The organism is Streptomyces sp. NPDC058812 (assembly GCF_042744565.1).
Classification (GTDB): domain Bacteria; phylum Actinomycetota; class Actinomycetes; order Streptomycetales; family Streptomycetaceae; genus Streptomyces; species Streptomyces thinghirensis.
In genome coordinates this window covers 355,662-379,663 of record NZ_JBHYOB010000006.1, presented here as the reverse complement: position 1 = coordinate 379,663, position 24,002 = coordinate 355,662, and the positions used below count along the sequence as shown (strand labels likewise).

Below are 24,002 nucleotides of genomic sequence, written 5' to 3'. Positions count from 1 at the left end.
TCGCGGGAGGACGGCTCCCGCGCGTGCGGCGGCACCGGCCGGTCGCCCTCATCCTCGCCGCCGTCCTGCACTTCGTCCCGGACGGTGACGACCCGCTCGCCCTTGTCGGGGAGTACACCGGAGGCCTCGTCCCCGGAAGCGCCCTGGTGATCTCGCACGCGGGAGCGGAGGAGGTCCCGCGGGCGGAGCCGGAGGCCGCCGAGCAGTACCGGGGTGCGGTGAGTCAGGTGACCGGGCGCAGCGACCGGGAACTGTCCGCGCTGTTCGAGGGCTTCGACCTGTTGTCGCCCGGCGTGGTCCGGGCCCCGCTGTGGCGGCCCGGGCCGGAGGAGGAACCCGACCCGGGACTCGCGATGCTCGCCGGGGTGGCACTCAAACCGGCCGGGTGACGTACGGCGCCCGTCTGCCGGGCCGGCGGCACGGCCCCGGCGGGGCAGCCCCTGCCCACTGCCCTCCGCGTTGCCGGTTTCCGGCAGCCTTGACTACCCTCACGTTGCCGGACACCGCGCACGGGGCGTGAACGGCAGGGGAGGCGCGGGGTGACGGACCGGCAGACGGACCAGCAGGCGGGCTGGCAGACGGACCAGCAGCCGAATCAGCAGACGGATCAATCGGAGACGTATCTGACCGGGTACGCCGAGATCCTGGCCGGGGCGGCCGGCACGGGGCGCAGGCTGACCCGCGACGAGTTGGAGGACCGGCGGCGCTTCGGCGAGCAGGCCGCGGAGGCGGGGCACAGTCTGCGCAGTCTCGTACGACTGCACCTGGACGCCACGCGCGCCTCCTGGCCCGGCGGCGGTACGGCGGTCGCCGGCTCGGGCGTCACGGACACCGTGCTCGCCGCCGTCGCCCAGGCCGTCGACGCCTTCGCCGAGGGCTACGAACGCGCCCAGCGTCTCGCCGTACGGCAGGAGGAGGCCGCGCGGCGGGAGTTCATCGACGACCTGCTTTACGGGCGCAGCGACCTGGGCCGGCTCGCCGAACGGGCCGAGCGGTTCGGCCTGGTCCTCTCCCACGCCCACGCCGTCGCGGTGGCCGAGGGGCCCGAGGCGTACGACGACACCGCACCGGTCACCCGGCTCGTGGAGACGGCGCTCATCGCCCGCTTCGGCGACCGGCGCATCCTGATCACCACCAAGAACGGGCAGTTGATCTGCATCGCGCCCGGTGACCAGGACGAGGTCCTCGCCTTCTTCGCCAAGCAGGCGTACGCGGCCACGGACGGCAGCCGGGTGGCCATCGGGCGCCCCCAGACCGGCGCGGGCGGCGTGGTGCACAGCTACGAGGAGGCGCTGAGCACCCTCGAACTCGCCGGCCGGCTGGAGCTCGACGAACCCGTGCTGCGCGCCGCCGACCTGCTCGTCTACCCGGTGCTCACCCGCGACCGGCAGGCCATGGCCGACCTCGTGCTGAGCGTGCTGGGTCCGCTGCGCACGGCTCGCGGCGGCGCGGAGCCGTTGCTGCGGACCCTGGAGGTGTACTTCGACGCCGGCTGCACCGCGGCCGAGGCCGCCCGGCGCCTCGCGCTCAGTGTGCGGGCCCTCACCTACCGGCTGGAGCGCATCCACCAGCTCACCGGGGCCAACCCCGCCGACCCGGTGCACCGTTACACCCTGCAGACCGCGGTCATCGGGGCCCGGCTGCTGAGCTGGCCCGCCCAGGAGATCTGAGCGGGCCGGCCCCGGCCGGTGGGGGCGGCCCTCAGCCCGTGATCTCCACCTTGCCGTTGCGCCGCGGGTCGGGCTCCTCCGGCTGCTCCGGCTGCTCCGACCGGCCCGGCCGGTCCGCCGTCTTCGCGTCCTGCCCGGTGAGGTTCTTCAACAGCGCGGGCAGATCGACGCCCGTGGTGGAGCCCAGCAGTTCCATGCCCTGCGCCACGTTGTCGGCGACGGTGCGCGACAGCCGGCTCGCGCCGTCCGTCGAGATGACCGTCATCTTGTCCACGGCCGCCAGCGGCTCCGCCGCCTTGGCCACCACCTGCGGCAGCACCTCGACCAGCATCTGGAGCACGGCGGCGTCGCCGTACCGGTCGAAGGCGTCGGCCTTCTTCTCCATCGCCTCGGCCTCGGCGGCGCCCTTGGCACCGAGCGCGGCGGCCTCCGCCTCGCCCTCCAGCCGGACGGCCTCGGCGATCGCCGCGCGCCGGGAACGCTCGGCCTCACCCTGCTTGAGGCCCTCGATGGCCTCCGCCTCGGCCAGCGCGCCACGCCGCTGCTTCTCGCCCTCACCGGTGAGCCTGGCCCGCTCGGCCTCGGCCTGGGCCGCGGCGATCTCCGCCTCCCGCTCGGCCTCCGCCTGCTTCACCCGCGCCACCCGGCGGGCCTCCGACTCCTGCTCGGCCGCGTACCGCTGGGCGTCGGCGGGCTTGCGCACCTCGGTGTCGAGCTGGCGGTCCTTCAGCGCGGCCTGCCGCTCGGCGACCTTCTCCTGCTCGGCGAGGATGTCCTGCTCCCGGGCCGCCTGCGCGAGGGGGCCCGCCGCGTTGGCACGGGCCGACGCCTGGTCGGTCTCGGCCTTGATCTCGGCCTGCTTCAGGTAGAGGGTCCGCTGCGCGACCGCGATCTCCTCCTCGGCCTTCAGCCGCGCCTGCTCGGCGGCCCGCCGGGCCACGGCCTCGGCGATGTCGGCCTCCTGCTTGGCCCGGGCCGCCTCGGGACGGCCGAGGTCCTCCAGGTAGGAACCCTCGGTGGTGATGTCCTGGATCTGGAAGGCGTCCAGCACCAGGCCCTGCCCGGACAGGCTCGCCTCCGCCTCCTCGGCGACCTGCCCGGCGAACGCGGCCCGGTCCCGGATGACGTCCTCCACGGACATCCGGCCGACGATGGCGCGCAGTGCGCCGGACAGCACCTCCTGGGTGAAGCCGACGATGCCGTCCTGCTGCATCAGGAACCGCTGCGCGGCGGCGCGGATGGCGTCCTCCGTGCCGCCGACCTTGACGATCGCGACGCCTTCCAGGTTGGCCTTCACGCCCCGCAGCGTCACCGCGCCGCGCACGGCGACCGGGATGTGCCGCGAGGAGAGGTCGAGCGTGAAGCGCTGCTGCACGAAGGGCACGACGAACACGCCGCCGCCGACCACGACCTTCTGGCCGCTGTTGTCGGTGAACACACGGCCCGTCTCCGGATCGGTGGACTTCTTGCCGCGCCGCCCGGTGACGATGAACGCCTCGCTCGGCCCGGCCACCTTGTAGCGGCTGACCACTACCAGCGCGAGCAGCACCAGGAGTACGACGACTCCCAGCACCGCGATGACGACAGGACTCATGGCAACGCCCCCGAATCACAGGAAAACACAGGAAAACAAGCAAAGGACAGAACAAGCAAAGGTCGGAACAGGCAGAGGTCGGAACAGGAGGACCGCGGGGAAGCTCAGCGCTCCACCGGGCGCACGACGACCGACGTCCCCGTCGGCACCGCCTCGACCCACACCTCGGCTCCCCGCGCCACCGGCCCCGCGCTGCGCGCCGCGCACTTCAGCGGCTGGCCCGCGAGCCGGAGCAGCACCTCGCCGAAGCCGTCCGCGGGGATGGCGGTCACGACCTTGCCGGACGTGCCCAGCAGGTCGTCCGTGCTCGGTGTGGCGTCGGTCTGATCGCGCATCAGCGCGCGGCTGAAGCGGTACGTCAGCCAGCCGGCCCCCACCCCGGCGACCGCGCCGACCCCGGCGGCGCCCGCGGGCCCGGTCGAGCCGGTGCCGAGGGCGATGGCGCCACCGAAGCCGGTCATCGCCGTGAACCCGGCGACGACCGGCAGCGACAGCCACCCCTCCAGGGCGCCGTCCAGCGCTCCCCCGAAGGCGCTTTCCAGCAGCCCGTCGAAGACCAGCGACAGGGCGAGCAGCACGACCCCCGTGATACCCAGCCCGAGAAACCAGGCCATCGTGCCGTCCCCCTCTCGCCCGTCGCTGAGCTTCGGTGATACGGATCGTCACACGTGGCGGAGGATCACGTCACTTCCGTGTTCCGGCAATCTTTACGCGTCTTTGATGCCGCTCTCCGTCTCTCCTCCGCCCCTCCTCCGTCTCTTCGCACGCACGTGGAACCGCACCCGCCACCGGTACTGTCTTTTCTCAAATGGGCACTCAAACGGGGAGCGTTCCGCATCAGGTTCCGCAAGGTGACGCGTACGCGCACATGGTGGTGTGCGGCGACGACGGTCTGGCGCACCGGCTGGCCGCCGAACTGCGCGGTGTGTACCGCGAACAGGTCACCCTCGTCGTCCCGCCCTCCGGGCGCCGGGTGCGTCAGCCGGTCGTCGGGCGGGCCCGCGCGGCCTCGGCCGCGCTGCTGGACATGGTCAACGCGGCCGTCAACCGCTCGGGCAACGTCGAACCGAACGGCGCCGGGCGCGAACTGGAGGCCGCCGAGCCGACCGACGAGGTGCTGGCGGAGGCGGGCGTGGACCGGGCGGCCGCGCTGGCCCTCGTGTACGACGACGACGAGACCAACATCCGCGCCGCGCTGACCGCCCGTCGGCTCAACCCCCGGCTGCGCCTGGTCCTGCGGCTGTACAACCGCCGCCTCGGCCGGCACATCGAGGACCTCCTCGACCAGAGCGCCGCGTTGGCGACCGGCGGCGATCCACGGGACGCCGGGCTCGACGGCGCCGGTACCTCGACGACCGTACTGTCCGACGCCGACACTGCCGCGCCCGCGCTGGCCGCGACCGCCCTCGTCGGCACCAGCAAGGTCGTCGAGACGGACGGGCTGCTGCTGCGCGCGGTGGAACGGCAGCCGCCCCGGCCCGGCGAGGTGGCCGACCCCGGGCTGTGCACCCTCGCGCTGCTCTCCGCGACGAGCACCGACCCGGCCGGCGCCGACGGTTCGGAGGGCAGCGGAGACCAGGGGCCGCAACTGCTGCCCGACGCGGCGGCGGTGGAGGCGGCCACCGGACGCGCCACCGTCGCCCTGGAGCAGGTGTCCTACGCCGGTCCGCCACTGCCCGCCGCACGCGCCGGCGTGCCCCCGTTCGGTGAGCTGTTCTCGCGGCGGCTGCGCTGGTCGCTGGCCGGTCTGGGCGCCTGCGTGGTCGCGCTCGCGGTGGCGCTGATGGTGGTCACCGGTGACCATCCGCTGCACGCCACGTACGTGACGCTGCTCGATCTGTTCGCCATCAACGAGCCCGCGCACAACGACGACGCGGGACGGCAGGTGCTGCAACTGCTGTCCGGATTCGTCGGGTTGCTGCTGCTGCCGGTGCTGCTGGCCGCCGTACTCGAAGCCCTCGGGACCTTCCGCAACGCCTCCACGGTACGGAAGCCGCCGCGCGGTCTCGGCGGGCATGTCGTCCTGCTCGGTCTCGGCAAGATCGGCACCCGTGTGCTGACCCGGCTGCGGGAGATGGACATCCCCGTGGTGTGCGTGGAGGCCGACCCCGAGGCGCGCGGCATGGCGACCGCACGGCGGCTGCGGGTGCCGGTGGTGCTCGGGGACGTCACCCAGGAGGGCGTCCTGGAGGCCGCCAAGATCCACCGCGCGCACTCGCTGCTCGCCCTGACCAGCGTGGACACGACCAACCTGGAGGCCGTGCTGTACGCCCGCTCCGTACGGTCCCGCCTGCGAGTGGTGCTGCGCCTGTACGACGACGACTTCGCGACCGCCGTGTACCGCACCCTGCGCGCCGCGCACCCGGGCGCGCTCACCCGGAGCCGCAGTGTGACCCACCTGTCCGCGCCCGCGTTCGCCGGGGCGATGATGGGCCGCCAGATCCTGGGGGCGATCCCCGTCGAGCGGCGGGTGCTGCTGTTCGCGGCGGTGAAGGTGGCCGGGCATCCGCAGCTGGAGGGGAAGACGGTCGGCGAGGCGTTTCGGGCGGGGGCGTGGCGGGTGCTGGCCCTGGAGGTCTCCGACGGGGAGGTCGCCGACGGGGAGCGGCCCGCCGGCGCGGGTGCCGACGGCGAGGCGGCTCGGGAGTCCAGGTTGGTGTGGGAGGTGCCCGACACGTATGTCCTGCGGAGCGAGGACCGGGTGGTGCTGGCGGCGACGCGGCGGGGGTTGGCCGAGCTGCTGGGGCGGCGGACGCGGCAGGGGACGGGGCTGTAGGGGCGAAGCCCCCCCCGCGACCCCGCCAAGGGCCCCGCCCCTGGTCCCCCGGCCTGCGCCCCGGCCAGGGCCTGTCGTTTGGATCAGGTCGGCTGAGAGAGACCGCGCCTTTCAGTCCACCCGAGCGGGGCGTGGTGCGTGCGGCCGCAAGGCGCAGGAGGGCGGCAGGGCGGAGCCCTGGCAACCGACGACAACGCCGCGGACGCGCGTGCTACGCCCCGCGTCACCAACCTCTCCGGACAGCACACCTAGCTGCGCGGCAGATACCGTTCCGCGAAGTCCAGTTCCAGCCGGACCTGCTTGATGCGCTCGTCCACGACCAGTGACCCGTGCCCCGCGTCGTAGCGGTACACCTCGTGGGCCGCGCCCCTCGCCTCCAGGCGCTCGACGTAGTTCTCGACCTGGCGGATCGGGCAGCGCGGGTCGTTGACGCCGGCGGAGATGTAGACCGGGGCCTTGACCTGGTCGACGTAGGTCAGTGGCGAGGACGCCTCGAAGCGGTCCGGGACCTCTTCGGGGGTGCCGCCGAGGAGGGTGCGGTCGAGGGCCTTCAGGCCCTCCATCTCGTCGTGGTACGCGGTGACGTAGTCGGCGACCGGGACGGCGGCGATGCCCAGCGTCCACGCCTCGGGCCGGGTGCCGATGCCGAGGAGGGTGAGGTACCCGCCCCAGGAGCCGCCGGTGAGGATCAGCCGCTCGGGGTCCGCGAGGCCGGAGGTGACCGCCCACTCGCGCACCGCCTCGATGTCCTCCAGCTCGATGAGACCGACCCGGTGCTTGAGGGCGTCGGTCCAGGCACGGCCGTACCCGGTGGAGCCGCGGTAGTTGACGCGGACCACCGCGTACCCGTGGTCGACCCAGGCGGCGGGGCCGGCGGCGAAGGCGTCGCTGTCGTGCCAGGTCGGGCCGCCGTGGATGTCGAAGACCGTCGGCAGTGGTCCGGTCGTGCCGGCCGGCTTCTGGACCAGGGCGTGGATGCGGCCGCCCGGGCCGTCCACCCACACGTCCTCCACCGGAACCGAGCCGGGCGACTTCATGCCGGGCGGGTCAAGGACGACCCGCCCGGTGGTGGAGCGCACCGCCGACGGCTCGGCGGCCGACGACCACAGGTACTCCACGCTGCCGTCCGGGCGGGCCGTCGCCCCGGAGACCGTGCCGGCCGGGGTCTCGATCTCGACCAGCTCGCGCTCGGCGAAGTCGTAGCGGAACAGTTCGCTGCGGGCCTCGAAGCCGTGCACGATCAGCAGGGCGCTGCCGTCCGGGTACCACTCGGCGCTGACGTCGCCGGGCAGCTCCAGGGCGAGGTCGGTCTGCTCGCCCGTCGCCACGTCCCACACCAGGGGCTCCCAGCGGCCCCGGCGCTGGTGGCCGATGAGCAGGCGGGTGTCGCCGTCGACCGGCGCGAAGCCGAGGACCTCCAGGCCCAGCTCCTCCTCGCCGCCCTCCGTGTCGTCCAGCTCGGCGACCGTCGAGCCGTCGGGGCGCAGGACGCGCAGCGCCGAGTGCATGGCGTCGCCGTGCTCGGTGTGCTCGATGGCGATCAGCGTGCCGTCGTGGGAGAGGTCGCCGACGCCCGCGGACTCGCGGTGCCGGTAGATCTCCGCCGGGGGTCCGCCCGCGTACGCGAGGTGGATCGTCGTACCGTCCTCGTCGGTCGAGCGGCCGATCACCGCCGTACGCCCGTCCCGGCCGAGGGCGAGGCCCGCCGGGTAGGAGGGGTCGAGTCCCGGCACCGCGAGTTCGTCCTCGCCGCCCGGGAAGGGCTGGCGGCGCCAGACGCCGAACTCGTCGCCGTCCTTGTCGTCGAACCACCAGATCCAGTCGCCGTCCGGCGAGAGCACTCCGTCCGTCGTGCCGTTGGGCCGGTCGGTGACCTGGCGCTGCTCGCCGGTCGACCGGTCCCAGGCGTACAGCTCGTACGTCCCCGTCGCGTTCGACACGAACAGGGAGCGGTCCGGTGCGTCCTCGGCCCAGTCGGGCAGCGACACCCGCGGCGCCCGGAACCGCTTCTCCCAGTCGGGCATCTCCGCGACCTGCCGGTCTTCCCCCGCGCTGCCCTGTCCCCGCCGCTGGTCCGGTGACACGGACCCGTTGCTCTCAGTCATGGCCCCATACTGCCCCGTCCCGGTGACAAAGCGCGGACCGGATCCCCAGCCTGTGGACAACTCCCCCCGGCCCGGCTCTGTCCGACGTTTATCCACAGCCCCGAGAACGGGCCGCGGGGGCGCGCACCGTACCGTGGAGGGCGTGTACCGGTTTCTGCTGACGCCCCGATGGTGGGGGATCAACGTCTTCGTCGTCCTGGCCATCCCCTTCTGCATTTTCATGGGTTCCTGGCAGCTCGGCCGGTTCGAGGACCGGGTGCAGGACCACGAGACCGCCACCACGCAGGACGAGTCGGCCCGCGGGGAGGCGGCCCGCCCGCTGGCGGAGCTGCTGCCCGTGGACAAGGCGACGGTCGGCGACCAGACCACCGTGCGCGGCCGGTACGACGACCAGCTGCTCGTCCCGGAGCGGGAGCTGGACGGCCGGGAGGGCTACTACGTCCTCACCCTGCTGCGCACCGACGCCGGCAAGGCTCTGCCCGTCGTACGCGGCTGGCTGCCCGGCGAGCCCGACCCGGCGAAGGCCCCGGCCCCGCCCACCGGCGAGGTCACCGTCACCGGCGCGCTCCAGGCGGCCGAGTCGGTCGGCGCCAACGGCGTCAGCGGCCGCACCGGATGGCCGGCCGGGCAGACCGGCGCGATCAGCGCGGCGACCCTGCTGAACCTCGTGCCGTACGACGTGTACGACGCGTGGGTCACGCTCAACGAGGGCGACTCCGGGATGCGCGCCGTACCCGTGAGCGCTCCGCAGAACACCGGGCTGGACCTCAAGGCGTTCCAGAACCTCGGCTACACCGCCGAGTGGTTCGCCTTCGTGGGATTCGTGATCTTCATGTGGTTCCGGCTGCTGCGCCGCGAGGTCGAACTCGCCCGTGACGCGGAGCTGGGCCTGGCTTCGGAGGACGAGCCGGAGCCGCACCCCGCCCCGTCCGGCGTCTGACGCCGGACGGTCGGCAGAGCCCGCGGGCGCCCGGGGCGCCCGCCGGCGAGGCTACGTTGTCGCCGCCAGCACACCCGTCCAGTACACCGTCCCCGCGCACGCGTCGGACACCGTGGCCGTCGCCGAACCGGCGCCGCCCTCCGGGGTGTACGTCACCGACACGCTCCCGTCGGCCGGGCCGTCCTCGGTGACCAGCTGGGGCGTGGCGCCGGCGTCGCCGCCGCCGCTCGTGGAGGCGCCGCCCTCGGCGGTCGTGTCCTCGGTGGGCGAGGGGTCCGGCGAGGGTCCGCCGGTGCCGCCCCCCGTGGTGCCGCCGGTGGTGGGGCAGGTCTCCGAGGGCACCCAGGCGAACCGCACCTCGTACGCGGAGCTGGGCGCCAGTGTCAGCGTGGCGGTCTCCAGGGACGGGTCGGGCAGTCCGGCCGCGGCGTCCCCGGCCACGTGCCGTGCCGTGCCGATCTTCGCGGCGTCCGCCGCGCCCTGCGGGGTGGTGACCACGCTGCCGGGGCCGACGACGGTGCAGCCGTCCGAGGAGACGTTGGTGACGCGGAAGGAACCGTAGACCACGCCCGTGGAGTCGGGGGCGGCGCTGCTCGCGACGGCCGGGCCGAGCTGCTTCGCCGTACACGCGGGGATGTCGGCGGTGGTACTGGCGGAGGGGTCGGCGCCCGGGGCCGAGCCCGTCGCGGCGCCGCTCTCCTCGTCCTTGTCGGGCGTCTCCTTCGGACCGGCCTTGTCCTTGCCCTCGTCCGTGCCCGCGGAGCCGGCGATGCCGCTCTGGCCGCCGGCCGGGTCCTTGCCCTGGGAGACACCGCCCTGGGCCTGCGAGGCGTGGCCCGCGACGGACGGGTCGGCCCCCCGGCCGGTGGCATCCGAGACGTGCACGAGGGCCGGGACCGCCGTGCCGAGGAAGAGGGCGGCGGCCGCCACACCGACGGCGGCCTGGCGCTTGCGGGCCCGCCGGGCGGGCACCGCGCGGCGCAGGTGGTCCAGGGTGCCGTCGCCCGGCTCCACGTCCTGGACGGCGCGGTGCAGCATCCTGCGCAGGGCCAGCTCGTCGGAGTCGAGCCCGTCGGGTCCCTGAGCGGGGGGCTCCTGAGCGTCGGGGCCCTGTTCGGCGGGGCCGTGGTTCACAGTTCCGTTCCCAGCGTGCGTGTGCTTCGGCTGCTCTTGCCCGATCAGCCCGGCCGGGCCGGTCGGCTCGGTCGGCGCGTCCCCCACCCGGGGGCGGTGCTCGTCGCGGGCGTCGCGCCGCGCGTCGTTGCCGTCGCTCATGCCGGTGCCTCCATGGCCACCCTGAGCGCCGCGATGCCGCGCGACCCGTACGCCTTGACCGAGCCGAGGGATATGCCGAGCGTCTCGGCGACCTGCGCCTCGGTCATGTCCGCGAAGTAGCGCAGGACCAGGACCTCGCGCTGGCGGCGCTGGAGTCCCTTCATCGCCTTGATCAGGGAGTCGCGCTCCAGCTGGTCGTAGGCGCCCTCCTCCGCGCTCGCCATGTCCGGCATCGGCTTGGAGAGCAGCTTGAGGCCGAGGATGCGGCGGCGCAGCGCCGAACGCGAGAGATTGACGACGGTCTGACGCAGGTACGCCAGGGTCTTCTCCGGGTCGCGGACGCGTTTGCGCGCCGAGTGGACACGGATGAAGGCCTCCTGGACGACGTCCTCGCAGGAGGCGGTGTCGTCGAGGAGGAGGGCGGCGAGGCCGAGCAGCGACCGGTAGTGCGCCCGGTACGTCTCGGTGAGGTGGTCGACGGTGGTACCCGCCGCCACCGCGTCCTCGTCCGCGCCGTCGCGCTGGTTCGATATGCGGGCCGGCCGCGCTGCGGGCATGGGCGCGATCACCGGCATGCCACCGGCCGGACCGGCCACACGGGGACGGACGGACCGGCTGGGCGGGCGCAGAGCCGCGCCCCGCGTTCCTGCGGTGAATTCGAGTACCTCTGCCACGCCAGTTGGACACGCTCACCCCCGTGAGGGTTGTACGTGCCGGGCGTCACGTTCTCGCGGCTGTCGGGCAGCCACCCGGCTGACGGTGCGTCATAGGCCCTCATCGTCCCGCTCTTCCCCTATGTCCCATGTGAACGAGCGTCCCCACGCCCGTCCTCGGCGTCCCCACGCCGACTCACGCGTCCCCGCGCCCTGAATGGGTGACCGCAAAGACGCTCCCCGCCCTTCGCACGGTTGCGGAGGGCGGGGAGGAAATCCTCTGATGCCACAGGTGCCGGGTACAAGTAGTCCGGACCAATTTCCGGATCACATCTCGTTCATGGCTCCTACGAACAAACCCCACAGAGGCCAGGGCTTTTATCCCTCTGATCCCTGTTCAGGCGAACTCGGCCGCCACCAGCTCCGCGATCTGCGCGGTGTTCAGGGCGGCCCCCTTGCGCAGGTTGTCCCCGCAGACGAAGAGTTCGAGCGCCGTCGGGTCGTCCAGGGCCCGCCGCACCCGGCCGACCCAGGTCGGGTCGGTGCCCACCACGTCGGCGGGGGTGGGGAACTCGCCCGCGGCCGGGTTGTCGAAGAGGACGACGCCGGGCGCGGTGGCCAGGATCTCCCGGGCCCTGTCGACGGTGACCTCGCCCTCGAAGCGGGCGTGCACGGTCAGCGAGTGCGTGGTGACCACGGGGACCCGTACGCACGTCACCGCCACCGGCAGCTGCGGCAGCCCGAGGATCTTGCGGGACTCGTCCCGCACCTTCATCTCCTCCGACGACCAGCCGTCGTCCTTCAGCGACCCGGCCCACGGTACGACGTTCAGCGCGACCGGCTCCGGGAACGGCCCGGTGTCGTCGCCGACGGCCCGCCGCACGTCGCCCGGGCTGGTCCCCAGCTCGGTCCCGGCCACCAGGGACAGCTGCCGGCGCAGCGTCTGAACGCCGTCCCGCCCGGCACCGCTCACCGCCTGGTACGAGGAGACGACCAGCTCGCGCAGCCCGAACTCGGCGTGCAGCGCGCCCAGCGCCACGATCATGGACAGCGTCGTGCAGTCGGGGTTGGCGACGATCCCGCGCGGGCGCATCCGCACGGCGTGCGGATTGACCTCGGGCACGACGAGCGGCACGTCCGGGTCCATCCGGAACGCGCCGGAGTTGTCGACCACCACCACACCCTTGGCGGCGGCGACCGGCGCCCACTGGGCGGAGACCTCGTCGGGTACGTCGAACATGGCGACGTCGACCCCGTCGAAGGCCTCCTCGGTGAGCGCCACCACCTCGACCTCCTCACCGCGCACGGCCAGCTTGCGGCCGACCGAGCGCGGCGAGGCGATCAGGCGGATTTCACCCCAGACGTCCGCGTGCTGGGACAGGATCTGGAGCATGACCGCACCGACGGCGCCGGTCGCTCCGACGACGGCCAGGGTCGGCCGCCCGGTGCGCCCGGCACCCGCGATGTCGACCATCAGCGCCCGGTGCCTCCGTAGACGACGGCCTCGTCGCTGTCGGAGTCCAGCCCGAAGGCGGTGTGCACGGCGCGGACGGCCTCGTTCACGTCGTCCTTGCGGGTGACGACCGAGATACGGATCTCGGAGGTCGAGATCAGCTCGATGTTCACCCCGGCGTCGGACAGCGCGGTGAAGAAGTCGGCGGTGACGCCCGGGTTGCTCTTCATCCCCGCGCCGACCAGGGAGATCTTGCCGATCTGGTCGTCATAGCGCAGCGAGTCGAAGCCGATGCCGGCCCGGCTCTTCTCCAGCGCGTCGATGGCCTTGCGGCCCTCGGTCTTCGGCAGGGTGAAGGAGATGTCCGTCAGGCCCGTGGAGGCGGCGGACACGTTCTGCACGACCATGTCGATGTTGACCTGGGCGTCGGCGATCGCGCGGAAGATCGCGGCCGCCTCGCCCGGCTTGTCCGGCACACCGACGACCGTGACCTTGGCCTCCGAGGTGTCGTGCGCGACACCGGAGATGAGGGCCTGCTCCACCTGCTTTTCCCCTTGCTTGATCGGCTCGCTGCTGACCCACGTACCCTGCAGTCCGCTGAAGCTGGACCGGACGTGGATCGGGATGTTGTACCGGCGGGCGTACTCCACACAGCGGTGGAGGAGCACCTTGGAACCGGAGGCCGCGAGCTCCAGCATGTCCTCGAAGGAGATCCAGTCGATCTTCTTCGCCTTCTTCACCACGCGCGGGTCGGCGGTGAACACGCCGTCGACGTCGGTGTAGATCTCACAGACGTCCGCGTCGAGCGCGGCGGCGAGAGCGACGGCCGTGGTGTCGGATCCGCCGCGCCCCAGCGTGGTGATGTCCTTGCTGTCCTGGCTGACGCCCTGGAAGCCGGCCACGATGGCGACGTTGCCCTCGTCCACCGAGGTCTTGATGCGACCCGGCGTCACGTCGATGATCCGGGCCTTGTTGTGGACCGAGTCGGTGATGACTCCGGCCTGGCTGCCGGTGAACGACTGGGCCTCGTGGCCCAGGTTTTTGATCGCCATGGCCAGCAGCGCCATGGAGATACGCTCTCCGGCGGTCAGCAGCATGTCGAGTTCGCGCCCGGCAGGGATCGGGGATACCTGCTCGGCGAGATCGATCAGCTCGTCCGTCGTGTCGCCCATCGCGGAAACGACGGCGACCACCTGGTTGCCGTTCTTCTTCGCTTCCACGATCCGCTTGGCGACGCGCTTGATGCCTTCGGCATCGGCTACGGAGGAGCCTCCGTACTTCTGCACGACAAGGCCCACGTGCGCTCCTCGCTCAATCCGTCTCTTTCCGCACGTACGTATATGTACTGCGGTCGGCTCATTTTACCGAGCGTCCAGGTTTCCCCCCTGCGGTATCGCATGGTGAGACCTGGGTACTCGCTCAGGCTGGCTCATGCCCAGGAGGGCGCGGGTCACTCGGGAAAGTGCCGTGAGTCACACGTTCACAAGGCCTCTCGCCTACAACCTCCGTGAATGACGGTGAGTCTGATCTTCCGCCGCGGCGCGTGGTGCGCCGCGCCCTGGGGAGGATCACCGCCTTGTCTCACGCACGTCCGGCGCGCCGACGGCTCGCCGTCACCGCCACCGCCGTCCTTGCCGCCACCATCGGCGCCACCGCTGTGGCCCTTCCGGCCGTGGCCGCCCCGCCGGTGCGGGGGGCGACACAGCAGGCGGTGTCGGCCGACGCGGCCACAGTCGCCTTCCCGGTCGGCCACAAGATCGTGGCAGTGACCGCGTCCGGCTACCTGACCTGGGACAACACCAAGAACGATCGAGCCTGGGTCCGGGCCTCGGACGGCGCGGTGACCGATCTGGTCGACAGTCTGCCCATGCAGGCCACCGGTTACGGCGACCTCGTGGCCGTACTGCCCCGCCGCGACACGGCGGAACTGCGGGACCTGGCCACCGGACGCAAGGTCTTCGACGTCTTCGCCCAGCCGGCCGCCGGGCTCGACTACGCCGGCGCGGCGGGCCAGGCCCTGTTCATCACGGACAAGAGCGCACCGGCGGGCGCCGACCTGCTCATGCACACCAGGGACGGCGGGCGGGCCCCGGTCACCGGCCTCCCGGCCGACGCGACTCTCCGCAGGGTCTCGGCCGGCACCTCCAAGCACGGCCTGGTCACGTACACCAGCGGCGACAAGAAGTACTGGGGTCTGATCGACCTGGCCACCGGCTCCGTGGCGGAGACCGGCCTGCGGGACGACCCGAGGGGCAACGGCGACATCGCCGTCTCGCCGGAGTACGTGGCGTGGGTCGAGTACGGCACGGAGCGGACCGGCATCGCCGTCCGCACCCGCGCCACGGGCGAGACGCGGCGCATCGCGCTGGCCAGTTCCTACTCCCGGGACGTCGAGGTCGGCCTCCAGGGCGACCTCCTGGTGTACGGCGACCCCGGCGGCCAGTCCTACGACTACGAGGCCACACTGTCCGCCCTGACCGCCCGCGACCTGAAGACCGGGGTGACCACCAAGCTGCTGGACCACCTCACGTCCGCCGCGACCTCCCCCGACGGCGTCCTCCACGTCCGCGGCGGCACCGTCGCCGACGGCGAGGGGCTGTACCGCATCGCCCCCGGCGCCGACGGCATCCCGGCCGCCACCCTGGTCGCGAGCACCGGCGAACCGACCGCGCTCGCCCTCGTCGGCCACAACGTCCCCGCGGTGATCGACCTCGACCGCGACGGCGGCCGGATCAAGCTGCGCTGGACTCTGTCGCGGAACAACGCGGAGCTGTGGGTGACACTGCGCCACAAGCGCACCGGGAAGATCGCGCAGGCCGTCTTCTACGGGCCCGAGCCGACGAACTTCACCTTCGAGTGGAGGGGCGACGTGGACCAGGTCACGGCCAGCGCGCCCAACGGCGACTACACCTGGGAGATCTCGGCCCGCCCGCGCAACGGCATCGGCCCGACCCTGACCTCGTCCGGGACCTTCGAGGTCGTCCGCGAGGCCGCTCCGCACGACTACACGGACAACGGCACCCCGGACCTCCTGGCCCGCGACCCGTCGGGCCGCCTGTGGCGCACCGACTCCCACTTCGACTCGTGGAACAAGAACTTCACCCGGGCACCGGAGCGGAAGCTCGTCGGCGGCGGCTGGAACACCTACGACCGGATCGAGGCGGCCGGCAACCTGGGCGGCGCCGCGCACGGAGACCTGGTCGCCCGCGACAAGGCGGGCGTCCTGTGGCTCTACCTGAGCAAGGGCGACGGCACCTTCGCCACCCGCAGCCGGATCGGCGGCGGCTGGGGCGTCTACGACAAGATCGCCGCGGGCAGTGACCTCACCAACGACGGCAGGGCCGACCTCCTGGCCACCGACAAGAGCGGCGTCCTGTGGCTCTACAAGGGCACCGGCGACTGGCGCGCGCCCTTCGGCAAGCGGACCAGGGTCGGCGGCGGCTGGGGCGTCTACAACGAGCTGACGGCCACGGGCGACATCGGCGGCGCCGCGACCGGCGACCTGGTCGCCCGCGACAAGGCCGGTGTCCTCTGGCTCTACCTCGGCAAGGGCGACGGCACCTTCGCCCCCCGCACGCGGATCGGCGGCGGCTGGAACGCCTACCAGTACACCGTCGGCGTCGGCGACGCCGACCGGGACGGCCGTCCCGACCTGTACGCCTACGGCGCGGACCACACGTACTACTACCCGGGCACCGGCAACTGGCGCGCGCCCTTCGGCGCCCGGAAGGCCGACACCGTCCTCGACACGTACCCGGACCACACGGCGGTCTCCTGACCGGCGGCGGGTTCCCGGCCCGGGGTGGGGGCACCCCGGGCCGGTCTCAGTCCGCCGGCTCCTCGAAATCCTCGACGGACATCTGTGGCCGGTGCTTGGTCCTGCGGGTCATGGCGTCCGCCTCCTGCACGATCGCAGCGGACATCGACTGCACCTCGCGGGCGTGCACTTCGACGCCGTAAGGATCGACGGCATCCGTGGGGAGCTGGTCGCCGAGTGGCTCGTCGAGGCGCCGGACGACGATGCGGGGCCGATCGTGTGCGAGGCGAGTACGTCGACGCGAGGGCGCTGCTCGGTGCCCTTACTTGACCGGGCGCAGGCCCAGTGGGCCCGCGATCTCCTCCACCATGACCCGGCCGGCCTCCGTCTCCAGGGTGTCGTCACCGAGGCCCTGGTCCGTGTCCAGGCCGTCCAGTTCCTCGAGGGGCTGGTTCAGCCTCACGTGCGCCACCACGGACTGCAGCGCCCGCAGCGCCGCCGAGGCCGTGGAGCCCCAGTTGGAGAAGTAGGAGAACTGCCACCACCACAGGGCCTCCGTGGTACGGCCGGCCTTGTAGTGGACCATGCCGTGGCGGAGGTCGGTGATGACATCGGTGAGGTCGTCGGAGATACGGGCCGGGACCGGGGCCTTGCGCGGCTCGTAGGGGTCGAAGACCTCGGAGTAGACGTCGATCGGGTCGAGGAGGCGGGCGAGGTTCTCGCGCAGCTCGTCCACGTCGAGTTCCGGGCCCGGGTCGGGTTCGTAGCGCTCGTCGGGGACGATGTCCTCGTGGGCGCCCAGGCGGCCACCGGCCAGCATGAGCTGGGAGACCTCCAGGAGGAGGAAGGGGACGGCGGAGTCCGGCTCGTCGCCCTTCGCCACCTCGGTGACGGCGACCAGGAAGCTCTCGATCTGGTCGGCGATCTGGACGGCGAAGTCGTCGGGGTTCTGGTTGGTCGCGTGCAGCGTGGCGTCAGACATCTAGGAGTCGTCTCCCCTCGAAGGCGCGGCCGAGGGTCACCTCGTCCGCGTATTCCAGGTCGCCGCCCACCGGGAGGCCGCTGGCCAGGCGGGTGACCTTGAGGCCCATGGGCTTGATCATGCGGGCGAGGTACGTGGCCGTGGCCTCGCCCTCCAGATTCGGGTCCGTGGCCAGGATCAGTTCCGTGACGGTGCCGTCCGCGAGGCGGGCGAGCAGTTCACGGATGCGGAGGTCGTCGGGGCCGACCCCGTCGATCGGGCTGATCGCGCCGCCGAGCACGTGGTAGCGCCCGCGGAACTCGCGGGTGCGCTCGATGGCCACGACGTCCTTCGGTTCCTCCACCACGCAGATGACGGAGGGGTCGCGCCGGGTGTCGCGGCAGATGTTGCACTGCTCCTCCTGCGCGACGTTCCCGCAGGTCGCGCAGAAGCGGACCTTGGCCTTCACTTCCATGAGGGCCTGGGCGAGCCGCCGTACGTCGGTCGGTTCCGCCTGGAGGATGTGGAAGGCGATCCGCTGCGCGCTCTTGGGACCGACGCCGGGCAGCCGCCCGAGTTCGTCGATGAGGTCCTGGACCACGCCTTCGTACAACGGACTGCCGTCCTTCCTGAGGTTCCTGCACTACGTACGGTAGAGGGCTTCGGCCGGTCTGAGAAAGGCGAACTCAGAAAGGCAGGCCGGGGATGCCGGTACCGCCGCCACCCATGCCCTGGGCGAGGGGGCCCAGCTTCTGCTGCTGGAGGGCCTGCGCGTTCTCGTTGGCCGCCTGGACCGCGGCCACGACCAGGTCGGCGAGGGTCTCTGTGTCCTCCGGGTCCACCGCCTTCGGGTCGATCACGAGGCCGCGCAGTTCGCCGGAGCCGGTGACCGTGGCCTTCACCAGGCCGCCGCCCGCCTGGCCGTCGACCTCGGTCCTCGCCAGTTCCTCCTGGGCCTGGGCGAGGTCCTGCTGCATCTTCTGGGCCTGCTGAAGCAGCTGCTGCATGTTGGGCTGGCCACCACCGGGGATCACGTTCAGCTCCTGTCGCCGCTGTCGCCGCGGGGTCGCCGCGGGTTTTTGCCGTTCGGCACGAGCCTACGTGGTCCGGGCGGCCCTCGCTCCAGCACTCTTTCGAGTGACGTCGAGGGAGCCCTATACCTGATCAACACCCACTTCCGGGCGGAAAAGCGGCGGAACCCAGGGCTTCGCCACCCATTGGGCGGTAGGAAGGTGCTGGCGCATGAGGTCTGCGGGTCTTCAGGTCTTCACAGATGGTGAGCAGTAGGGAGTGCCGGGTGGGACAGCCGGAGATGCAGCCCGAGGGGCCGCCGCACGACGGGCGGGGCGGTGAGGGGGCGGCCGGGCCGCGGCCGGGCGACCTCACCGGGCGGGCGTTTCCGCTCGGGGACTGGGCACTGCCCGCGGAGCGGCTGGACGAGCTGTACCGGTGGGTGGAGCGGGGCGCGCTGGACACGTCGGCCTGGTATCTGGCGGACCGGGTGTGGAAGCGGCGGGGCGCCATGATGCTGCGGGGCGGGGCCGCGGTGGGGGCGGTCGCGGGGGCGGCGCTGCCGCTGCTGGACATGTCCGGGGTGGTGGGCGGGGTCGCTCCGTGGGGGTATCTGGCGCTGCTGTTCGGGGTGGCGTGCGTGGCCGGGGACCGGTATTTCGGGGTCACGTCCGGGTGGATGCGGGACGTCGCCACGGCGCAGGCCGTGCAGCGGCGGCTCCAGGTGCTCCAGTTCGACTGGGCGTCGGAGAGCGTGCGGGAGGTGCTGGGGCCGGCGGACGGGACGGCGAGCGAGGCGGCCGAGCGGTGTCTGCTGGTGCTGCGGCGGTTCTCGGAGGACGTGACGGAGCTGGTGCGGACGGAGACGGCGGACTGGATGGTGGATTTCCGGACCGGGTCGGCGCCGCTGGGGTTGCAGGCGGTGTCCGCGGGCGGGGCGCGGCCGGAAGCGGGGGCGGTGGGAGTGCCGGGGCGGTTTTCGGCGCCGGCGAACGGGGCTCGGCCGAACATGCCTCGGCAGCGGCCGCCGGAGCCGCGGTGACCGGTCCGGCGTTTCGCCGCCGCGCTACTGGCGTCGGTACGTCAGCGTTTCGCCGGTGCTTGTGTTGGTGCGTTCCAGGGTGCCGTTCGGCAGGAGGGTGACCTGGGTGGGTTCGCCCGGGGCGCAGGTGGTGGCGGGGCCGACCGTGACCGTGGAGGGGCCGAGGTTCAGGGGGCCGTCGGAGCCCGGGGCATTGCTGAGGTCGGCCTCGAAGACGCAGTGGTAGGTGCCGTTGCCCGCGGGGCCGTCCGCGACGAGCGACATGACCGTGTCGCCCACGTCGCCCTGCTGGATGGTCAGCCGTCTGGGGTGGACGCCGGAGGCGTTGTCGATGGTCGTGGTCCACGTGCCCAGGTACGCCGTCGGGATCGTGCCGTTCTGAGGCTTCGACGACGTGGGCGTGGGCGTGGTCGGCTGGCCGGCCTCGGTCGTCGGAGCCGAGCCGTCCGTACTGGGGCCCGGGTTCTGGGGTGCGCCGGCCGTCGAGTTGTTCGTGTGGTCGTCGCCGACCCGGTTGTCGCCGTCGTCCCCGCTCATCAGGGCGTAGACCGAGCCTCCGGCGCCCAGCGCGACGACCAGGGCGACCACGATCAGCAGGGCGGTGGAGCGGCCTCTTCGGGGCGGTGCCTGCGGCGGGCCGTACGGCGGCGGGGGCCCGTAGGGCGGGGTCGGGCCGAGGCCCCCGCCGTACGGGTGGTACCCGGGGGGCGCGCCGTAGGCCGGGGCGTAGCCGTGAGCGGGGGGCTGGGGCTGTTGAGGGTGGCCGTGGGCGGGCGGGGGCGTCGGCGGGCTCTGGCCCGCGACCAGTGTGGGGAGGTGGTTCAGCGGGGCGCCGCCGCTGCCCGGCTCGCGCGGTGGCGGCGGGCCGTCCGGCGTCGCGGCGGCCGGTTCCCCCTCCGGGGACGGGGACGGGGACGGCGCGTCCGGATTCGGGGCGGTCACCGCGGCGGCCCCGGCCGCTCCCGGCGGCGCCTCCGGGTTCTCCGTGTCCAGCAGCCGTACCGCGTGCCGGCCGAGCTGCGCCACCAGCGCGCTGGGCAGCCAGGGGTCGCGGGAGCGGCCGTCGGCGACCGTGTCCTGCGCGCCCGTACGCTCCAGGACCTCGGCGAGGGCGGGGCGTGCGGCGGGGTCCTTCTTCAGGCAGTCGCGTACGAGGTCGGCGATGCTCTCGGGCACGCCGTCCAGGTCGGGTTCCTCCTGCGCGATGCGGAACATCAGCGCGTGCACGCCGCTGTTGACGGTGCCGAAGGGCAGCTCGCCGGTGGCGGCGTAGGCGACGACGGAACCGAGGCAGAAGACGTCGCAGGCGGGCGTGATGCGGTCGCCGCGCACCTGCTCGGGCGCCATGAAACCGGGCGAGCCGACCAGCGCGCCGGTGCGGGTGAGCCCGCCGTCGGTCATCGTCTGCAGGGCGCGCGCGATGCCGAAGTCGATGACGCGGGGGCCGTCGATGGTGACGAGGACGTTGGACGGCTTGAGGTCGCGGTGGATGATCCCGGCGGCGTGGATGTCCTGGAGCGCGTGGGCGAGACCGGCCGCCAGCGTGCGTACCGAGCGCTCGGGCAGGGCCCCGTGGTCGTGCCCCACGACCTGCTGAAGGCTGGGGCCCGCGACGTACCCGGTGGCGACCCACGGCACGGCGGCCTCGGTGTCGGCGTCCAGCACGGGCGCCGTCCAGTGGCCGCCGACCCGCCGCGCGGACTCCACCTCCTGCCGGAACCGCTCCCGGAACTCCTCCTGCGCGGCCAGTTCCTCGCGCACCACCTTGACGGCGACCGTGCGTCCGCGGTCCGAGCGGGCCAGGTAGACGTGGCCCATACCGCCCGCACCGAGCCGCCCCAGCAGCCGGTAATCGCCGATTCTCCCCCAGTGCTGAACGCCTGGGGGGACCCCCATCGGGTCCCCGCCCCCGAGCTTCTCCATGTCGCGCCGCCTTCCCCCGCACGTGAACCCACGTGAGCAACAGACCGAGGATAGTGCGGGGCGGCCGCGCGGTGAGCCGGTCCGGTTCTACGGTTCCGTAACAGGCGGGTCGTCCGCGTCCGCGACAGGCGGGTCGTCCGCGGTGGACGGTCCGCCGAGCCCGCCCAGCACCTTCGACAGTCGTTCGAGGGCCACCACCGCCTCCGCCAGCTCCGCCTCGGACCCGTACGCCTCCGCCAGCCGGTCGGCGAAGGCGGCGTGGCCGGGGCCGATGCGGGAGAGGGCCGCGAGGCCCGCGTCCGTCGGCGCGAGGAGCTTGGCGCGGCGGTGGGCCGGATTGGGCCGGTATTCGGCGAGGCCGCGCTCCACCAGCAGATCGGCGATGCGCTGCACGCTCTGCCGGGTGATGCCCATCGCCCGCGCGACGCCGGAGACGGGCAGCGGCTCGCGCAGCACCGCGCCGAGCACCTGCCACCGGGCGGCGGTGAGTCCGGCGGGGCGGGCCAGTTCCTCGGCGACCGCGAGGAACTGGCCGTTGAGCCGGAAGACGCCGAGCGCGGCGCCGCTGAGCAGGTCCTGCCGCTCCCGGCCGCTCACGCGGCGCCCGCCTTCTCCAGTACGGCGTACGCCTCCGGGTCGGAGTCGTGGAACAGCCGGTACCAGGCGTCCAGCACCTCGCCCTCGTACACCCCGAGCAGGCCGAGGACCTCGCGGGCGAAGGCGACCGGCTCGGTGGGGCCGGCGGTGATCAGGCCGCGGTCGGTGACCGCGTCGGCCTCCACGTACCGCTCGCCGCCCGCGTAGCCGGTCGCCGCCAGGTAGAAGGAGACGGCGCTGGTGTGCGCGCGGTCGTCGAGCAGTCCCTCGCGGGCCAGTCCGGCGGTGGCGCCGCAGATGGCGGCGACCGGCACGCCGGCGTCCAGGAAGGCGCGGGCGGTGCGGGCGAAGGGGGCCAGGTCGTCGCCCGTGTCCCAGAGGTCGGCGCCCGGGAGGACCAGCAGGGAGCTGTCCTCGGGGCGTACGTCGGCCAGGGCCAGGTCGGGCTGGATACGCAGGCCGCCGATGCTCGTGACGGGTGCGGGGGTGGGGCCGACAGTGCGGACCGGGTACCCGGCGCGGGCCAGGTGGGCCGTCGCGTGGCCGGTCTCCCAGTCGGCCAGAGTGTCGTACACGGCGAGGTGGACGGGCTTGCGGGTGCCGTTCTTGGTGCCGTTCATGACCCCTCCAGCGGTTGCACGGGAACCTTATGACAGAAGACTGTCATGATGACAGTATGCTGTCAATAGAGTTGGGCGCGCGCCGCGTCGACAACCTGTCGTGGAAAGCCCCCGACCGCAGACAGGACGCCGATTCCGTTTCCGCATCGCGGACATCTACCCTCGGCCGCATGACCCCTCAGCCCAATCCCCAGGCCGGCGCCGCCGTGAAGGCCGCGGACCGCGCGCACGTCTTCCACTCCTGGTCCGCGCAGGAGCTCATCGACCCGCTCGCCGTCGCCGGCGCCGAGGGGTCGTACTTCTGGGACTACGAAGGCAAGCGCTACCTCGACCTCGCCAGCGGGCTCGTCTACACCAACATCGGCTACCAGCACCCCAAGGTCGTCGCCGCGATCCAGGAGCAGGCGGCGCGGATGACGACCTTCGCGCCCGCGTTCGCCGTCGAGGCGCGCTCGGAGGCGGCGCGGCTGATCGCCGAGCGGACGCCCGGCGACCTGGACAAGATCTTCTTCACCAACGGCGGCGCGGACGCCGTGGAGCACGCCGTGCGCATGGCGCGGCTGCACACCGGGCGGCCGAAGGTGCTGTCGGCGTACCGCTCGTACCACGGCGGCACCCAGCAGGCGATCAACCTCACCGGCGACCCGCGCCGCTGGGCCTCGGACAGCGGCGCGGCCGGTGTCGTGCACTTCTGGGCACCCTTCCTCTACCGCTCGCGCTTCTACGCCGAGACCGAGGAGCAGGAGTGCGCGCGGGCGCTGGAGCACCTGGAGACGACGATCGCGTTCGAGGGTCCGGGGACCGTCGCCGCGATCATCCTGGAGACGATCCCGGGTACCGCGGGGATCATGATGCCGCCGGCCGGTTACCTGGCCGGGGTCCGCGAGATCTGCGACAAGTACGGGATCGTCTTCGTGCTCGACGAGGTCATGGCCGGGTTCGGGCGGACCGGTACGTGGTTCGCGGCGGACCTGTACGACGTCGTGCCCGACCTGATGACCTTCGCCAAGGGCGTGAACTCGGGCTACGTGCCGCTGGGCGGCGTCGCGATCTCCGCGAGGATCGCCGAGACCTTCGCCGAGCGGCCCTACCCCGGCGGGCTGACCTACTCAGGGCACCCGCTGGCCTGCGCCGCCGCCGTCGCCACGATCAACGTGATGGAGGAGGAGGGCATCGTCGAGCACGCGGCGCGGCTCGGTGCCGAGGTCGTCGAGCCCGCGCTGCGGGAGCTGGCCGAGCGCCACCCGAGCGTGGGCGACGTGCGCGGCGTCGGCATGTTCTGGGCCCTGGAGCTGGTGAGGAACCGGGAGACCCGGGAGCCGCTGGTGCCGTACAACGCGACCGGGCAGGCGGCCACGCCGATGTCCGCCTTCGCCGCCTCCGCCAAGGCCCACGGCGCGTGGCCGTTCGTGAACATGAACCGGACCCACGTCGTGCCGCCGTGCAACGTCTCCGAGACGGAGCTGAAGGAGGGCCTGACGGCCCTGGACACGGCACTGTCCGTGGCGGACGAGTACACCGAGTAAGCCCCGAGCGGGGCCCTGCCCGCATACGGGCAGGAAACGGATCCGAGCGCGTAAGGTGGCGTGCTCGTACACGGTAGACATGTGTACGAGTACGCCCCC

At 72.8% G+C, this 24,002-nt stretch carries 20 protein-coding genes; 7 read left to right on the top strand and 13 right to left on the bottom strand.

The window, feature by feature from the left end:
- The first annotated feature begins 23 nt into the window (after positions 1-23).
- Entirely contained in the window at positions 24-389 is a 366-nt protein-coding gene (locus ACFW48_RS15635; RefSeq protein WP_386314795.1) for an SAM-dependent methyltransferase, read from the top strand.
- A 234-nt stretch (positions 390-623) separates the two neighbouring features.
- Positions 624-1,670 (top strand): PucR family transcriptional regulator, encoded by a 1,047-nt coding sequence (locus tag ACFW48_RS15630; RefSeq protein ID WP_386314918.1) that lies wholly within the window; start codon positions 624-626, stop codon positions 1,668-1,670.
- Between the two features lie 31 nt (positions 1,671-1,701).
- On the opposite strand, the gene ACFW48_RS15625 is transcribed toward ACFW48_RS15630, so the two are convergent.
- Both ACFW48_RS15625 and ACFW48_RS15620 read right to left on the bottom strand, forming a co-directional pair.
- Positions 1,702-3,264: an SPFH domain-containing protein gene (locus tag ACFW48_RS15625; RefSeq protein ID WP_386314792.1), complete on the bottom strand. Its 1,563-nt coding sequence runs from the start codon at positions 3,262-3,264 to the stop codon at positions 1,702-1,704.
- Between the two features lie 104 nt (positions 3,265-3,368).
- Positions 3,369-3,878: a hypothetical protein gene (locus ACFW48_RS15620; RefSeq protein ID WP_386314789.1), complete on the bottom strand. Its 510-nt coding sequence runs from the start codon at positions 3,876-3,878 to the stop codon at positions 3,369-3,371.
- 254 nt (positions 3,879-4,132) lie between these two features.
- On the opposite strand from ACFW48_RS15620, the gene ACFW48_RS15615 reads away from it, so the two are divergent.
- Entirely contained in the window at positions 4,133-6,040 is a 1,908-nt protein-coding gene (locus tag ACFW48_RS15615; RefSeq protein WP_386314916.1) for an NAD-binding protein, read from the top strand.
- Between the two features lie 248 nt (positions 6,041-6,288).
- Here ACFW48_RS15615 and ACFW48_RS15610 read toward each other — a convergent pair whose 3' ends face one another.
- Positions 6,289-8,145, bottom strand: coding sequence for a S9 family peptidase (locus ACFW48_RS15610; protein WP_386314786.1), 1,857 nt, complete (start codon positions 8,143-8,145; stop codon positions 6,289-6,291).
- Positions 8,146-8,278: 133 nt separating this feature from the next.
- Here ACFW48_RS15610 and ACFW48_RS15605 point away from each other — a divergent pair, with 133 nt between their 5' ends.
- On the top strand, positions 8,279-9,085 hold the full coding sequence (locus ACFW48_RS15605) for an SURF1 family protein (protein ID WP_386314784.1): 807 nt from the start codon (positions 8,279-8,281) through the stop codon (positions 9,083-9,085).
- Between the two features lie 51 nt (positions 9,086-9,136).
- On the opposite strand, the gene ACFW48_RS15600 is transcribed toward ACFW48_RS15605, so the two are convergent.
- The 4 genes from ACFW48_RS15600 to ACFW48_RS15585 all read right to left on the bottom strand — a co-directional run bounded on the left by ACFW48_RS15600 (position 9,137) and on the right by ACFW48_RS15585 (position 13,764).
- Positions 9,137-10,360, bottom strand: a complete 1,224-nt coding sequence (locus ACFW48_RS15600) for a hypothetical protein (protein ID WP_386314781.1) — start codon at positions 10,358-10,360, stop codon at positions 9,137-9,139.
- Complete coding sequence (locus tag ACFW48_RS15595; protein ID WP_121748213.1) at positions 10,357-10,935, bottom strand: SigE family RNA polymerase sigma factor; 579 nt, start codon at positions 10,933-10,935, stop codon at positions 10,357-10,359. Before ACFW48_RS15595 ends, ACFW48_RS15600 begins: the two co-directional genes overlap by 4 nt.
- A 475-nt stretch (positions 10,936-11,410) precedes the next feature.
- Positions 11,411-12,487, bottom strand: a complete 1,077-nt coding sequence (locus ACFW48_RS15590; protein ID WP_386314778.1) for an aspartate-semialdehyde dehydrogenase — start codon at positions 12,485-12,487, stop codon at positions 11,411-11,413.
- On the bottom strand, positions 12,487-13,764 hold the full coding sequence (locus tag ACFW48_RS15585; RefSeq protein WP_121748211.1) for an aspartate kinase: 1,278 nt from the start codon (positions 13,762-13,764) through the stop codon (positions 12,487-12,489). The genes ACFW48_RS15590 and ACFW48_RS15585 overlap by 1 nt, the downstream gene beginning before the upstream one ends.
- 278 nt (positions 13,765-14,042) lie before the next feature.
- Between ACFW48_RS15585 and ACFW48_RS15580 the strand changes: the two genes are divergently transcribed.
- Positions 14,043-16,244 carry an FG-GAP-like repeat-containing protein gene (locus tag ACFW48_RS15580; protein ID WP_386314774.1) on the top strand — a complete coding sequence of 734 codons (2,202 nt, stop codon included), beginning with the start codon at positions 14,043-14,045 and terminating at the stop codon, positions 16,242-16,244.
- A gap of 301 nt (positions 16,245-16,545) precedes the next feature.
- Here ACFW48_RS15580 and ACFW48_RS15575 read toward each other — a convergent pair whose 3' ends face one another.
- From ACFW48_RS15575 to ACFW48_RS15565, 3 genes are all read right to left on the bottom strand, one after another.
- Positions 16,546-17,205 carry a DUF5063 domain-containing protein gene (locus tag ACFW48_RS15575; protein ID WP_386314771.1) on the bottom strand — a complete coding sequence of 220 codons (660 nt, stop codon included), beginning with the start codon at positions 17,203-17,205 and terminating at the stop codon, positions 16,546-16,548.
- Positions 17,198-17,797, bottom strand: coding sequence for a recombination mediator RecR (recR, locus tag ACFW48_RS15570; RefSeq protein ID WP_007451877.1), 600 nt, complete (start codon positions 17,795-17,797; stop codon positions 17,198-17,200). The genes ACFW48_RS15575 and recR overlap by 8 nt, the downstream gene beginning before the upstream one ends.
- 73 nt (positions 17,798-17,870) lie before the next feature.
- On the bottom strand, positions 17,871-18,218 hold the full coding sequence (locus tag ACFW48_RS15565; protein WP_079160280.1) for a YbaB/EbfC family nucleoid-associated protein: 348 nt from the start codon (positions 18,216-18,218) through the stop codon (positions 17,871-17,873).
- 263 nt (positions 18,219-18,481) lie between these two features.
- Between ACFW48_RS15565 and ACFW48_RS15560 the strand changes: the two genes are divergently transcribed.
- On the top strand, positions 18,482-19,237 hold the full coding sequence (locus tag ACFW48_RS15560) for an SLATT domain-containing protein (protein ID WP_386314767.1): 756 nt from the start codon (positions 18,482-18,484) through the stop codon (positions 19,235-19,237).
- A 24-nt stretch (positions 19,238-19,261) separates the two neighbouring features.
- On the opposite strand, the gene ACFW48_RS15555 is transcribed toward ACFW48_RS15560, so the two are convergent.
- The 3 genes from ACFW48_RS15555 to ACFW48_RS15545 all read right to left on the bottom strand — a co-directional run bounded on the left by ACFW48_RS15555 (position 19,262) and on the right by ACFW48_RS15545 (position 22,377).
- Positions 19,262-21,160: a serine/threonine-protein kinase gene (locus ACFW48_RS15555; protein ID WP_386314764.1), complete on the bottom strand. Its 1,899-nt coding sequence runs from the start codon at positions 21,158-21,160 to the stop codon at positions 19,262-19,264.
- 87 nt (positions 21,161-21,247) lie between these two features.
- A complete protein-coding gene (locus tag ACFW48_RS15550) occupies positions 21,248-21,757 on the bottom strand; it encodes a MarR family winged helix-turn-helix transcriptional regulator (RefSeq protein WP_386314761.1) in 510 nt (169 codons plus the stop codon).
- Positions 21,754-22,377 (bottom strand): type 1 glutamine amidotransferase family protein, encoded by a 624-nt coding sequence (locus ACFW48_RS15545; RefSeq protein ID WP_386314758.1) that lies wholly within the window; start codon positions 22,375-22,377, stop codon positions 21,754-21,756. The genes ACFW48_RS15550 and ACFW48_RS15545 overlap by 4 nt, the downstream gene beginning before the upstream one ends.
- Before the next feature lie 170 nt (positions 22,378-22,547).
- Here ACFW48_RS15545 and ACFW48_RS15540 point away from each other — a divergent pair, with 170 nt between their 5' ends.
- A complete protein-coding gene (locus ACFW48_RS15540) occupies positions 22,548-23,903 on the top strand; it encodes an aspartate aminotransferase family protein (protein ID WP_386314755.1) in 1,356 nt (451 codons plus the stop codon).
- Positions 23,904-24,002 lie beyond the last annotated feature (99 nt).

What these genes read in the sequence shown, in the direction of transcription:
- ACFW48_RS15625 (WP_386314792.1), bottom strand. Translation starts at nt 3,264, where the DNA reads ATGAGTCCTGTCGTCATCGCGGTGCTGGGAGTCGTCGTACTCCTGGTG.
- ACFW48_RS15620 (WP_386314789.1), bottom strand. Translation starts at nt 3,878, where the DNA reads ATGGCCTGGTTTCTCGGGCTGGGTATCACGGGGGTCGTGCTGCTCGCC.
- ACFW48_RS15615 (WP_386314916.1), top strand. Translation starts at nt 4,133, where the DNA reads ATGGTGGTGTGCGGCGACGACGGTCTGGCGCACCGGCTGGCCGCCGAA.
- ACFW48_RS15610 (WP_386314786.1), bottom strand. Translation starts at nt 8,145, where the DNA reads ATGACTGAGAGCAACGGGTCCGTGTCACCGGACCAGCGGCGGGGACAG.
- ACFW48_RS15600 (WP_386314781.1), bottom strand. Translation starts at nt 10,360, where the DNA reads ATGAGCGACGGCAACGACGCGCGGCGCGACGCCCGCGACGAGCACCGC.
- ACFW48_RS15595 (WP_121748213.1), bottom strand. Translation starts at nt 10,935, where the DNA reads ATGCCGGTGATCGCGCCCATGCCCGCAGCGCGGCCGGCCCGCATATCG.
- ACFW48_RS15590 (WP_386314778.1), bottom strand. Translation starts at nt 12,487, where the DNA reads ATGGTCGACATCGCGGGTGCCGGGCGCACCGGGCGGCCGACCCTGGCC.
- ACFW48_RS15575 (WP_386314771.1), bottom strand. Translation starts at nt 17,205, where the DNA reads ATGTCTGACGCCACGCTGCACGCGACCAACCAGAACCCCGACGACTTC.
- ACFW48_RS15555 (WP_386314764.1), bottom strand. Translation starts at nt 21,160, where the DNA reads ATGGAGAAGCTCGGGGGCGGGGACCCGATGGGGGTCCCCCCAGGCGTT.
- ACFW48_RS15545 (WP_386314758.1), bottom strand. Translation starts at nt 22,377, where the DNA reads ATGAACGGCACCAAGAACGGCACCCGCAAGCCCGTCCACCTCGCCGTG.
- ACFW48_RS15540 (WP_386314755.1), top strand. Translation starts at nt 22,548, where the DNA reads ATGACCCCTCAGCCCAATCCCCAGGCCGGCGCCGCCGTGAAGGCCGCG.